Origin of the sequence: Persicobacter diffluens (assembly GCF_036244895.1) — a bacterium.
Classification (GTDB): Bacteria; Bacteroidota; Bacteroidia; order Cytophagales; family Cyclobacteriaceae; genus Persicobacter; species Persicobacter diffluens.
Window position 1 is genome coordinate 1 of the sequence record NZ_BQKE01000004.1, and the last position, 13,922, is coordinate 13,922.

At 44.1% G+C, this 13,922-nt stretch carries 7 protein-coding genes; 3 read left to right on the plus strand and 4 right to left on the minus strand.

What is annotated here, in order from left to right; genetic code table 11:
- The 3 genes from AAA970_RS22430 to AAA970_RS22440 form a co-directional block, all read right to left on the minus strand.
- Positions 1-1,561 (minus strand): RagB/SusD family nutrient uptake outer membrane protein (locus AAA970_RS22430; protein WP_338239118.1); only part of this gene is annotated, 1,561 nt, incomplete at its 3' end.
- Positions 1,562-1,573: 12 nt separating this feature from the next.
- Positions 1,574-4,678: a SusC/RagA family TonB-linked outer membrane protein gene (locus tag AAA970_RS22435; protein WP_338239119.1), complete on the minus strand. Its 3,105-nt coding sequence runs from the start codon at positions 4,676-4,678 to the stop codon at positions 1,574-1,576.
- A 726-nt stretch (positions 4,679-5,404) separates the two neighbouring features.
- Positions 5,405-5,626, minus strand: a complete 222-nt coding sequence (locus AAA970_RS22440) for a hypothetical protein (RefSeq protein ID WP_338239120.1) — start codon at positions 5,624-5,626, stop codon at positions 5,405-5,407.
- Between the two features lie 53 nt (positions 5,627-5,679).
- Here AAA970_RS22440 and AAA970_RS22445 point away from each other — a divergent pair, with 53 nt between their 5' ends.
- Genes AAA970_RS22445 through bglX form a run of 3 tightly spaced genes read left to right on the plus strand, consistent with a single transcriptional unit; the run spans position 5,680 to position 12,471 of the window.
- A complete protein-coding gene (locus tag AAA970_RS22445) occupies positions 5,680-8,679 on the plus strand; it encodes a SusC/RagA family TonB-linked outer membrane protein (RefSeq protein WP_338239121.1) in 3,000 nt (999 codons plus the stop codon).
- A 12-nt stretch (positions 8,680-8,691) separates the two neighbouring features.
- A complete protein-coding gene (locus tag AAA970_RS22450) occupies positions 8,692-10,185 on the plus strand; it encodes a RagB/SusD family nutrient uptake outer membrane protein (RefSeq protein ID WP_338239122.1) in 1,494 nt (497 codons plus the stop codon).
- A gap of 9 nt (positions 10,186-10,194) precedes the next feature.
- A complete protein-coding gene (bglX, locus tag AAA970_RS22455; protein ID WP_338239123.1) occupies positions 10,195-12,471 on the plus strand; it encodes a beta-glucosidase BglX in 2,277 nt (758 codons plus the stop codon).
- Positions 12,472-13,131: 660 nt separating this feature from the next.
- Here the strand turns inward: bglX and AAA970_RS22460 are convergent.
- Entirely contained in the window at positions 13,132-13,512 is a 381-nt protein-coding gene (locus tag AAA970_RS22460) for a truncated hemoglobin (protein WP_338239124.1), read from the minus strand.
- Positions 13,513-13,922 lie beyond the last annotated feature (410 nt).

The following is a 13,922-nucleotide window of genomic DNA, read 5'->3' on the forward strand; positions in this document are numbered from 1 at the left end:
GGAATCCTCTTCTTTCTGTTCTGAAAGTTACCTCAAAATCGGAAGCCTTACCCACGTCACCGTTTACCGGATTATCCGGATCTTCGTCCAGCTGGTAATCCTTCACATCCAGTTTGCTTTTTGCATAATTTAATCCCTGACGCAACAGGTCATGGTAACGGTGTCCCTCCAGGGCCAATTCTCTTCTTCTTTCTTCCAGTATGCTTTCTTTACCATTAGCGAAGCTGTTCCAGATACTGGCATTGGCACGGCCACGGATATCATTGACCAGGCTTAGGGCTTTACCTACATTTCCGGCATCATAATACATTTCTGCGGCTAAAAGGTAGATGTCCGCCAAACGAATATAGTGGTAATTCTGACTGTAATTCGTGTTTGGACTAATCGCCGGCTGAATCTCCGTATGCGTCGAATATTTATTGGAATAAAGGCCAGTGTGTTGCCAACCAATCACCAAAGGAGCTCCTCCCTGTGAATCAATAATGGTTTGCGCATCAATAATAGTCGCCGGCAGGCGATCATCCTGGGGTTCAAAAATGTCCACCAGAGATCTTCTTACCGTACCGTTTGCCCAGCCAGGACCAAATAAGGATCCCGGAAAAGCATTGCCCAAGGCACTGATAGGGCCGGAAGCACGGCATTCCAGATTACCGGTCAGTCCGTTAGTGAAGGCCGGCCATGCTTCTCCATCCATGAAAGGTATTTCGAATAATACTTCCGGGTGATAATCCCCATCCACCGGATGGAAAATATCGGCATAATTCGTCGCCAAAGTTGCTGGCCCCTTTGTCATGATGTCCTCCGCCAAAGCAATGGCTTCTGTTCTGGTAAATTGTCCTCCTTCAGGCAATGGAAGGGCATCTTTCTGATAAAAGCCCGTGTAGAACATGAACATTTTGATCAGCTCCGCCGCGGCACCATACTTATGAACGCGCCCTCTTTCGATGGCTTCCGTGCTTTCGGCCATTAGCGGAATTGCCTTAAGAAAATCTTCTGTAGCCTGTGCATAAACCACATGCGGATCTTCCTGCTCAAAATCTCTGAAGTTATTCGCCCCGATTTGGCCGCTAGTGGTCAGGATGACATTTTCATACAAGCGAAGTAATTCAAAATAGTAATGTGCACGTAGGAAGTAGGCCTCTGCCTGAATATACTGGGCCGCACTTTCTTCTCCCGGCTTCACCTGAATGTTACTCCAGTTGTCCAGTAAATTATTTACGCGGGCAATACCACTGTAACTTCTTGCCCAAAAGGCCTCCGAACGCGCCGGATTTACATCCAGCAGATTGGCCTCCTGATAGGGGTTACCAGACTGAATGGTAATGGCGCCACCATTGGCATCATCAGACATGGTGGTACAGAAAAGTGACAAGGAATATAAAGGGAAACCCTTGGACGGGCTGATTCTGGTTCGGCGAATAGGCTCATAACAAGAGATCAGTGCCTGATGCGCCTCCTCTACAGAAGAATAATAGGTGTCAGAGGAGATACGATCGATAGGGTCAAGGTCGAGGAAGTTACACCCCCCCAATAATATTAAAAATAAAAAAAGCTTTTTCATCTTGGCAAAAAATTAAAATCCAACATTTACACCCAACAAAATAGTTCGGGCCTGCGGGTAACCGCCATTATCAACTCCGAACCGCATTAAATCATCATGCGCCAATTCCGGATCTGCCCCTGTGTAATTGGTGAAAGTCAACAGGTTCTGACCGGAAACATATACACGCAGGCGGGAAAGGTGCATTTTTTCTAATACATTCTTATTGAAGCTGTATCCGACCTGCAGGTTTTTCAATCTCATGTAGGAGCCGTTTTCCACATGCACCATGTCATTGATCTTGGAGAAGTTACCGTTAGGGTCTGCCAGACTCAATGCCGGATAGTCATTGGTGGAACCTTCGCCGGTCCAGTGCCCCAGCGCTCTGGTAGACATATTGGCATAAGCCTCATTGTTGTTTCTGATCAGGTTCACGATATCGTAACCCGCCTGTCCCTGGAAGAAAGCACTGAAATCCCATTGCTTATAATTCATATTCAGGGTGAAGCCGTAATTCCATTTTGGTACGGCATTGGAGATTTGCGTTCGGTCATCATCATCGATTTTTCCATCTCCATTAATGTCCACATAGCGGATATCACCTGGCTTGGCATTGGGCTGAATCAGTTCGCCTTCTGAATTTCGGTGGTCATTTACCTCATTTTCATTTTGGAAAATACCGTTCGTTTTATAGCCAAACATGAAAGGCATCGGATAGCCCACTTCCACACGGTTTTTACCCAGCATGGTACCATAAAGGTTGTTGGTTGGATCATTGAAATAGCCTTCCTGATTTTCCAAAGAAAGCATTTCATTTTTATTGTAAGATCCATTGGCAATGATGTCGAATTTGAAATCTCCCACTTCTTCCGTAAATCTCAAATCCAGTTCCACCCCTTTATTGGATACCGATCCGATGTTGGCCAATGGGGAAGAAACTCCAGCGAATGATGGAATCGGCATGTTAAACAACAAGTCACGGGTGATTTTGTCGTAGTATTCTGCGGTGAAGGTCAGTTTATTTCGGAAGAATCCTAAATCCAGACCAAAGTTCAGGGTTTCAGAAGTTTCCCATTTCAGGTCTGGGTTGGCCGCCTGTAAAGGGGCAAATCCTTGTACCATTAGATCATTGATCTGATACACTTCTGATCTTTGAATGGCCGAAATATAACCCCAGTCACCAATGCGGTCATTACCTACCTGACCCCAGGAAGCCCGAATTTTAGCTAGAGAGAATGTATTATAATCGAAATCAAAGAAATCTTCATTGCTTATATTCCAACCCACAGAAACTGAGGGGAAAGTACCGAAGCGATTATTTTCTCCAAAGCGTGTAGAACCATCCCGACGAACGGTAGCAGTGGCCATATAGCGCTCGTTATAGTTGTAACTTACCCTACCAAAGAAGGATAACATACGGTTTCGATTCAACATGGATTCCACCGTCATATTTTCCTTATCGCCGTTACTGGCCCAGGCAAAGTCCCAGTCATTCGGGTAAATACCAGCGGTATTGGTGCGGGAGTAATAATTATCTGAATTTAAAACTGTATTACCCGCGATGATAGAAAAATCATGCGCACCAATGGTCTTTTGATAGGACAACACATTCTCCCACTGCAGCTGTAAATTCTGACGGGTATTATTGATCAGGGAGTTTTTGTTGGCCGTATGGAAACTGGTCAAATAATAAATAGGGTTAAAGTTACGACTGAAACTATTGGTGGAATTGATTCCCAGGTCAGTTTTGAACTTCAAGCCCGGTAAGGCATTTTTCAGATCGAAATCAAGGTAGACATTACCGCGGATGATACGGGTATTATATTCATTAAAAGTCCTCGCCGCCATTCCAATGGGATTCGTTACCTGGTTGATGTTGTACTCACTCTGACCGTATGGATAGCCAGCATCATTCAATACGGAATTGGGATGATAGCTCGCGATTTTGGCAGGATCAGTCTCCACTACTGGTGTGATCGGATCATAGAGGTAAGACATGAATAAAGGCCCTCCCGCAGATTTTTCATTGACATTACTTCCATTATCAAAGACAACTGTCATGTTTTCACCGAAAGTAATCGTCTTGCTCAGCTTGTGGGTAGAGTTCAATCTGAAGTTATACCGATTATAAAAGGATTTGTCTCCCCCCATCACAATACCTTCCTGTCCAAAATAGGCCAAAGCCGCACTAAAAGAAGAAACATCGTTTCCTCCGGTGAATCCCACCGCATGGTTAGTGATCGGTGCGGTAACAAACAGTTCGTCCTGCCAGTTGGTGTCCACCGTATTTCCGGCAATCTGCGCATCGGTGAATTTCGGCTCATTACCATCCCAAATAGAAGCCGTGTTAATGGCATTCATGTATTGGTTGGCGTTCATCATATCGACCTGCTTCCAGGGACTTTGAAGTCCATAATAACCATCGTAAGTTACTTTCAGGTTCCCTTTGCTTCCTTGTTTGGTCGTGATTAAAACCACTCCATTTGCACCTCTGGCACCGTAAATTGCTGCAGAAGCGGCATCTTTCAACACCTCCATGGACTGGATGTCATTTGGAGAAAGGTAAGAGATGTCGGTTAATTGTAGTCCGTCCACAATGTAAAGCGGGTTCGAGTTACCGTTGGTACCAATTCCCCGGACCTTTACGTTGACGCCACCCCCGGGTGCACCGGAGTTCATCTGTACCATGACACCGGAAGTACGGCCCTGTAGTGCCTGGCTGGCGTCAGAAATTGGGGTAGCCTCGATCTCTTCGGGTTTCACACTGGCAATCGCTCCGGTTACCACGCTTTTCTTTTGTACACCATAACCAACCACTACCAGCTCTTCCAGTTCGGTGACTGAGGAGTTTAGCTGAACATGGATTTGGCTTTGGTTGCCTACTTTAATTTCCTGATCCTGATAGCCTACAAAGGAGAACATCAGGATGTCTTCCGGGCTTACCTGAATCTGATAGTTACCATTAAAATCGGTAATTACTCCTTTAGCGGTGCCTTTTATTTGGATGTTGACACCGGGAATGGGCTCCTGATCATCGCCAGTCACCACCCCGGAAACCACATTCTGCGCCATAAGTCCTAATGGTACACAAAGGTAAAACAGTACCAAAAGGAGTGTTTTGAGGGAAAAATTTTGCATAGTAATTTTGGTAAAAAATGAATCCTGATAAATGATGGTCGACCAAAATTTCGCTTATCATTAATTATTGATAGTCAGAATTAAAAAGTTTATTCATGCATAAAATGTAGTCACAAGTTACGGATAATGCGCTGCAGGGGTTAAGCTAATAATCACTCATAATGGGACTATCTTATCTTTGTTGAGTTGGTATGGGATAATGGCTTTCCCTTGATTCTGAAGGAAATTAAGATCATTCTATTTGGTTTATAGAGAATTGTGAATAGGAATTTCCAATCCGGGAAAGAGGTGTTAAGCCGGATTTATTTATTTTTCTATCCTCGTTTTGCTGCTGGGCGGGAAAATGAAGGAATAGTTTCTTATTTAAAATTTTCTAAAAAAACAGTTGATTGAGCATAAAGCAATCTTGTCTAAAATTGGGCTTTTCTAAATCAAAGAAGACGTATTGGAAATACCTGAGAATAAATTGCCTGTGCTTAGTCAATGAGTTTAGCCTTGAATAATTTAGCTTAAAATGAACCACCAAATATAGCCTTGAATAATTCAGCTTAGAGGGTGGTGAAAAGCCCAAATCGCTTCCAACAATTCGAATTTAAGCCGTTTGGAGCGCTTCTTAATTTGCGCTTAAATCGCCGTTTCACAATTGTTTGTAGGTTTTTGCGGTAAATGGAAAATAGTTGGATTGTCCGCAAAAGCCAGCACCCTTTCCACTATACGGCAAATTCATTAGGCAATTGGTATTAAGCTCTTTTTATCATTCACCAAAGCCTCTTTTAAAACAAAACTTTTTTCAGGTATAAGATTTTCCCTGATCTTTATTTCCAACATCAATAAGTAAAAAAGGGAGGAGATGTCTGCAGATTTGAATTGATTTTCAGGCTTTAATGCTCCATAAACAATAAATAGTATAATTTTTTTAATAAAATTGCACAATTTTTCGATTTTCAAAGCTTTATCCGCTGTCGTTAGTTAAACCACTGAATAACCAGTAAACTAATGCCATGAGAAAATTTACATTTCGAGGGTGGAGAAAGCATGTCCCCTGGCTGCTTTGCCTGCTCATTTTTCAGTTTCAAACCGGCCTGGCTCAAGCACAGCAAGTCATCAGTGGAAGTGTCATTTCTTCTACGGACCAGGAACCGATTATTGGTGCGAATGTGGTAGTGAAAGGAACCAGCCGAGGAACGGTAACCGATATTAATGGCGCCTTTTCCATGGAAATAGAGGAGGGTGATTTAATGTTGGAAGTATCCTATATCGGATTCAAAAACCAAACCGTGGAGATTGGGAACCAAACGGTTTTTGATATTTCTCTTCAGGAAAATGTAGAACAGCTCGATGAAATTGTGGTGGTCGGTTATGGGGTGCAGAAAAAGAAGGACCTCACCGGAGCCGTTTCCACTATTGATGCCGAAGCACTGACCTCGGTTCCCTCGGCCAATCCGACTGATGCGCTTCAGGGAAAAGTTTCCGGCGTACAGGTGGTGCAACAAGGGCAACCTGGTGCAGCGCCGGTAATTCGGATTCGTGGGGTAGGAACTACCGGGGATGCGAGTCCGCTCTACGTGGTGGATGGTATGTTGCTGGATGATATTTCTTATCTCTCGGCCAACGATATCAAATCCATGCAGGTGCTGAAGGATGCATCGGCCACTGCCATTTACGGTTCGAGGGGTGCCAATGGGGTAATCATCATTACCACCAAAGAAGGGGTGAAGGGTACGAGTAATGTTAATTATTCGGGCTATGTAGGCTTTCAGAATGTGCAGAAAAGGATCGATATGGTAAACGGCCAGCAATATGCCACCCTGGCTAATGAATCAGCGGTGAATACCGGATCGGAAATACCTTTTCCCGATTTGGAAGGACTGGCCAATACCGATTGGTTTGATGAAGTTTTAGAGGTGGCGCCCATGCAAAACCATCAGCTTTCCTTTAATGGGGGTTCAGAAAAGACCACCTATAATGTGAGCTTAAGTTATTTTGAGCAAAAAGGGGTAGTGAAAGGGTCGGAATATGATCGTTTGGCCTTAAGGATCAATAATACCTATCAGGTGGCGGACTGGTTTAAAGTAGGCCATAACCTTCAGTTCAGCTTTATTACAGAAGACCTTGTCCCGGGAAATGTATTGCAAAATGCTTATATGATGGCTCCCACGGACGTTCCCAAAAATGCCGATGGCAGCTTTGCCGCCTCTAGCACTAATGTGGCCAATCCGGCGGCGCAGTTGTTTTATGAAACCAATAATGAAACCCGCAGATTGTGGACAGTAGGAACGCTCTTTGGTGAAATTTCTTTTTTGAAAGATTTCAGATTCAAGACCAATGTGGGTTGGGAAATCAACGGAAGTAAAAACAGGAATTATGTGCCGGAATTTCTGGTCTCGCCCACACAGCAAAATCTCAATTCCAGGCTGACCATCACCAATAATTTATTCATCAGTTATTTGTGGGAAAATACCCTTAGTTACTATAAGGAAATTGGCGAAGATCATCTGATCAGTGCTGTAGCCGGGATTACCATACAGGATTTTCATAATGAGTCCCTGACCGGTACCCGACTAAATGTACCACCAGGTTCTGAGGATTTGTGGTATCTGGATGCCGGAGATCAGGCCGGGCAGACCAATGGGAATATTGCCAATCAGTCCAGCCTGCTGTCCTATCTGGCACGGGTAAATTATACCCTGATGGATAAATATCTCTTAACCGCCTCCATCCGGGTGGATGGGAGCTCCCGCTTTGGGGAGAATAATCGCTATGCCGCTTTCCCCTCCGTCGCATTAGGTTGGCGAATGTCCGAGGAATCGTTTTTTAAGGATAATATAGGCGCTGTTTCCAATTTTAAACTACGGGGTTCTTATGGACAAATCGGTAACGATAAAATCGGGGATTATGCCTCTCAGGCCACCATCTCGACCGGCTTTGATTATACCACCGGAGTACCGGCAGTCCGTCGACCCGGATCAACGGCAGTGGATTTGCCCAATCCGGATTTGAAATGGGAGACGGTTGAGCAATATAATATTGGTTTTGAAATAGGATTTGTGGAGCAGCGCCTGACGGCAGAATTTGATTATTATAACCGAACGTCCACTGATTTATTGGTAAGTGTTCCTGTGCCGGCCAATACCGGTTTTGATGCGCGACAAACGGTGAACATCGGAGAGGTAGTCAATGATGGTATTGACCTTTCGATTAATTGGGATGATACCAAAGGGGATTTTTCTTACCATGTTGGGGCTAATTTTTCTACCGTAAACAATGAGGTAACCCAAATCGGAAATGAAATCATTGATGGTTCCCTAAATTTTGGTGGTTACAATGTTTCTCTTACGCGTGTAGGAGAGCCGATAGGTTCTTTCTATGGATATGAGGTAGTTGGCGTCAATCAAACCACTGATGATCTTACACAGTTTGCCCAGGTACCCAATGCGGAAGTTGGGGATTTACGTTTCCGTGATATTAATGGAGATGATGTCATTAATGACGATGACCGGACCATTATCGGGAATCCTACCCCTACCATGGTTTTTGGTTTGAACTTCAGCTTTGACTTCAAGGGCTTCGATTTTGCAATGGACTGGGCCGGGCAGGCCGGAAATGATATTTACAATGGTAAAAAGCAAGTCCGTCCGGATATTGTCAATTATGAGACCAGCTTCCTGAATCGTTGGACGGGTCCCAATACCTCTAATTCAGAACCCAGGGTGACCAATTCCGGGGTGAATTATAATGTTTCAGATCGTTTTATCGAGGATGGTTCTTTCTTCCGACTGAATAATTTGAGTATTGGTTACACCATCAATCCTGATGTATCGGAGCGCTTTTATGTTAAGAAATTGCGCGTCTATGTTTCCGGAACCAACCTGTTGACCATCACGGATTATAGTGGCTTTAATCCCGAGATTATCTCCACCAGTCCTATTGCCAACGGGATTGACTTGGGTACTTATCCGGTGCCCTCTATTTATTCTCTGGGAATCGATGTCACCTTCTAATCCATTTGCCTTATGAACTCCATGATAAAAAATAAATTGTCAATCGGAATACCGGTGTTTTTCCTATTGATATTCAGTGCCTGCGAGGACTTTTTGGAGAAGAATCCGCAGGGCCAGCAGTCCCCGAATACCTTCTTTACCTCCGAAGAAAATGTAGAACGGGCCGTATTTGCCACCTACAATACATTATTGCGCTGGGAACTCTCCGCCTTTCCCTATTTAGGGTGTAATAGTATTATCTCCGATGATGCGGATAAAGGAAGTACCACCGAGGATGGTCCCTCCCAAATCGAAATGGATAATTTTACTTTTAATCCCTCCAATCCGGAAATTTTTGGCTGGTGGTCCGGTAATTATTTCGGGATCAATCGTGCCAATCAGGTGTTAGATAATATTGGAGCCGTGGAAATGTCAGAAGAAAGCCGTAATCGATTCACCGGGGAGATGGAATTTCTCCGAGGTTTCTTTCATTTCAACCTCGTGCGTTCTTTTGGGGGAGTCCCTATCCGGACCAGTGTCCCGAATATTGATGAATATTCTATTCCGCGCAATACTGAAGAGGAGGTGTATGAGCAGGTCACCACGGATTTGAGCAATGCCATTGAAAAATTACCCTTAAGAAGTGAACTGGGAGAGGAAGACCTCGGACGTGTAACTAAAGGTGCAGCCCAGGCGCTATTGGCCAAAGCTTATCTCTATCAACAAGATTATCAAAGTGCTTTTGACTTATTTCAGGAAGTCATTGCTTCCAATGAGTATGCTTTATTTGAGAGCTATGCGGATTTATTTACCCCTGCCGGCCATGCCAGTAAAGAAATCATATTTGAAATGTTCGCCACCGCGACCCCGGAAGGGGGAGTAGGCTCCCAGTACAATCAGGTTCAGGGAGTGAGAGGTGATTTGAACAGGGGCTGGGGTTTTAATATTCCTTCTGATGCACTGGAAGGTGCCTATGAGGCAGATGACCCAAGAAGAGAAGCTACTTTTTTGTATGCCGGTGAAATTACCCGTGATGGCTTTGAAGTGCCGGATGTGGATGGCATCGGAGCCTATAATCAGAAAGCTTATCGTGCAGAAAGTGAAATTGTTAATGATGTAGGCAATGGAGGAGGTCACCTGTACCATATTCGATATGCGGATGTGCTGTTGATGGCTGCTGAATGTGCAAATGAGTTGGGGAATTCCACGGTCGCTTTAACTTATTTGGAAGAGGTGAGAGCCCGTGCAAGAGGGGAGAATGCGGACATTCTTCCGGAAATAACGGAAACCGCTCAGGCGGCATTAAGAGAACTCATCTGGAAAGAAAGACAGGTGGAGTTTGGAATGGAAGGCATTCGGTATTTTGATTTGATCCGAATGGATGCCAAGCAACCCGGCTATGCGTCTGAACAGATGGCTATCCATGGGAAATCCAATTTTGACCCGGCGGTTCACTTTATTTTGCCGGTACCTCAGCAAGAAATTGAACGCACCAATGGTGTGTTGGAGCAACAACCACAATATTAAATGAGGAAGATGAAGTTTATTTTCAATATGGGCATTTTTGTGCTGCTGGCCTTCTGTGCCAGCGCCCAAAAATCCGCCACAGAGAGTGGCTGGAAAAGTTACACCAACGATCCGGCCACTATAGAAAAGGTAGATGATCTGATTCGTCAAATGACCCTGGAGGAGAAGATTGGGCAGATGACGCAGTTTGCCGGTCAGGGAGCAGTCACCGGTCCGGAAATTGGGGATGAGTTCAAAACTTATCTGGAAAAAGGAATGGTGGGCTCCATGTTCAATGTCTTTGGAGCGGAAGGTTTGCGACAGCTACAGGAGCAGGCGATGTCCAAATCAAGACTTAAAATTCCCATTCTCTTCGCCGCTGATGTAATTCATGGCTATGAGACCACCTTTCCCATGCCGCTGGCCGAGTCCTGCTCCTGGGACCTGGACTTGATGGAAAAAAGTGCCCGCATCGCTGCGGAAGAAGCTACTGCGGCGGGTATTTCCTGGACTTTCGCCCCCATGGTGGATGTGGGGCGTGATGCCCGCTGGGGCAGGGTAATGGAAGGCGCCGGAGAGGATGTATTCCTGGGGGAAGCCATCGCCAAGGCCCGCGTGAAAGGTTTTCAGGGGATCAATAGCTGGCAGGATTTTGCCAAGCCCAATACCATGTTGGCCTGTGCGAAGCACTTTGTGGCTTATGGAGCTGCCGAGGCAGGTCGTGATTACAATACGGTAGATGTTTCGCGACACACCTTATTTGAAACTTATTTCCCGCCCTTTGAAGCCTGTATAGTGTCCGGGGTCGCTACTTTTATGACTTCCTTTAATGAAATAGCGGGTGTTCCGGCTACGGGTAATAAATATTTATATACCGATATTTTAAGAGACCAATGGGATTTCCGGGGAATGGTGGTAACGGATTATACCGCCATCAATGAAATGATTGACCATGGCTATGCGGCTGATTTGCAGGAGGCCGCCTTGAAATCTGCTCAGGCTGGTATTGATATGGATATGAATGGTGCCGCTTTTGTGCAGCATTTAAAAACCTTATATGATCAGGGAAAAATATCGGAGGAACAGATTAATATTGCAGCTGCCCGGGTATTGGAAATGAAGGTAATGCTGGGACTTTTTGAAGACCCTTTTCGATATATGGATCCGGAGCGGGAGAAAGCAACAATCGGAAAGCCGGAATATTTGGAAGAAGCCCGAAAAGGCGCCCAAAGGTCTATTGTCTTGCTTAAAAATGAGGGAGATATTTTACCCCTTCAGAAGACCGACGGAGAAAAAATAGCACTGATCGGGCCCATGATTAAGGAAAGAAATAGCCTGAATGGAGAATGGGCTATCCGGGGAAATCGGGAAGAATCCGTAACGATATTTGAAGGCCTTCAGGAGAAATACCAGGACAGTGGGATGGAATTTTTGTATGCCAAGGGCTGTGATTTATTAAATGAGGAGAAAGAACAAGGCTTTGAAGAGGCGCTTAATATTGCCAAGCAGGCCGACAAAATCATTGTCGCCATGGGAGAGGACTTTAACTGGTCCGGAGAGGCGGCCAGCCGTACCAATATTCAGTTACCCGTCCCACAGCGAAAATTGTTGATGGAGCTGAAAAAAACCGGAAAGCCTATCATTTTGATAGTGCTCAATGGTCGTCCCCTGAATTTATCATGGGAGGATGAAAATCTGCAGGCCATCGTGGAGGCCTGGTATCCGGGTACCATGGCCGGGCATGCCATTGCGGATATTATTTCCGGAGATTATAATCCTTCGGCCAAACTGACGATGAGTTTTCCCAGAAATGTGGGGCAGTGCCCCATTTATTATAATGCGAAAAATACGGGTCGACCACTGGATCCCAATCAATGGGCAGATTACAAATCTTCCTACCTGGATGTGCCGAACAGTCCTTTATATGTTTTTGGACATGGTTTAAGTTATACTACTTTTGAGTATAGTGGTCTTTCTTTGAGCCGGAAAACCTTCAGCGCTGGAGGGGAAATTGAGGCTTCTATCACCATAAAAAACACGGGGAATCATGACGGAGAGGAAATTGTCCAACTCTATTTGCATGATCAAGCCGCCTCCGTCACTCGTCCGGTAAAGGAACTGAAAGGATTTGATAAAGTCTTTTTGAAAAAGGGAGAAAGCCGGACGGTCACTTTCACCATTGATGAATCCCTTATCAGTTTTTATAACAGTGACTTAAAATGGGGAAGTGAAGCCGGCAAATTCGATTTGTGGATAGGCAAGTCTTCTGCGGATGAAAGTCAGCATGTGGAGTTTGCTTTTGAATAAAGGAATATCCTTCCCCTTTATAGTTTTTATGGGATGAACCTAAGGAGGAAGAGCAAATCCCGATCATACCGCTCTGGCCGAGGAACTAAGCATTCTTAATTCCTCGCTCAGAGCGTTTTTTACAGCCAAATTCGTCAAGAAAGAATCTTTCAGCAGTGATCATCTCCAATTATTTGGAGTGAGCAGCAGCCTATTGTGAAATTAGCCAAAATCGATTCAATAATTTGCAGCCGGATTTTATGCTTTTATACATGCATTACCCAAAATTTGGCCTAAAAAACAGTAAATGCAATCATAATACCCTGAGGTAGAGGGGAATGTTGTTTTATTGTGGATCTTTTGATGAATAATTCAGATTAAACCATGCTCTAAAGCATTTTCTCAGTTTCATTTTTCCCCAACCCAAAAGATGAATAAGTAGAAATCTAGCTTCCCAAAATTGCGGGTATTAAAAATCAAAAAAACGTTCGTTGTGATTTGATTATAATTCATTTAAGTTACATCGATAGATAATTCAGGTAAAGATTACAATGGGAAAAAAATTCCCCCAAATGGGAGAATTTATCAGGAATTTAAAGTCAGACTTCCGAAAATCATGTTTCTGGAATGTACATCCCTTTGCCAATAGCAGGCTATTGGTGTTTTTGTGATGCCATTTAACTAAACTCCAATCATTTGGCCTTTCAAAGAATAGGCGATCGCCAAAACGTCTTTCTTAGCATCTTCACTAATGTTATTTTTGTCTAAGGCGGCCATGATATCATCCATTACGTCCATATATTCCGCTTTGGAGATATTCATGCCGGTATGCACAGTGACCATATCCCCGCCTTCGTAAGTCTGAGGCCCTCCGCTACCTGCGGCTAAGAAATGAATGAGATGTTTTCTTACCTCTGCAAAATGTTCAGGATTTTCTTTTAAAGGCATATATCGCGCCTTGATGCCGGGGTTGGCGAAATGCAAATCAATAATGTCATCAACGATAGTGGTAATCCCCTCAATTCCACCAAGTCGTTCATAAAGTGATTTTTCACTGCTCATGGCTTTTCATTTTATTGGAAAATAAAGAACAGTTAATGATCGGATTTAGACTTCTTGATTATTATTTGAAATAACGACCTTGTATTTTTAAAACAAGTGAAACCGCTCCATTTGTTTCATCATTTCCTCGCTATGTTTTAAAATTTAAAAATGCATTGTGCTTTGGCGGAGGTATGAGCATCATAATAGGTCTTTTCTCTAGAAATGTAGTGTATCCCCCAGTAGCGACTGCTGAGGCTGACTTTATTATTACTATATAGGATTAGTCGCAACCATTAACAACAGGGATAAAATAAATGAACCTTAATTTATTGGTTTTTTGTCCCCCCTTTCTTTTCCCGAGCTCCCCCTTATTTGTAATACTTGTTAGAGAGGAGTTTATTTTTAAATGAATTTTAAGCCGAAAGATG

Bases quoted from the DNA above. Each gene is read 5' to 3' on its own strand.
- AAA970_RS22435 (WP_338239119.1), bottom strand. From the start codon at position 4,678: ATGCAAAATTTTTCCCTCAAAACACTCCTTTTGGTACTGTTTTACCTT.
- AAA970_RS22445 (WP_338239121.1), top strand. From the start codon at position 5,680: ATGAGAAAATTTACATTTCGAGGGTGGAGAAAGCATGTCCCCTGGCTG.
- AAA970_RS22450 (WP_338239122.1), top strand. From the start codon at position 8,692: ATGAACTCCATGATAAAAAATAAATTGTCAATCGGAATACCGGTGTTT.
- bglX (WP_338239123.1), top strand. From the start codon at position 10,195: ATGAAGTTTATTTTCAATATGGGCATTTTTGTGCTGCTGGCCTTCTGT.
- AAA970_RS22460 (WP_338239124.1), bottom strand. From the start codon at position 13,512: ATGAGCAGTGAAAAATCACTTTATGAACGACTTGGTGGAATTGAGGGG.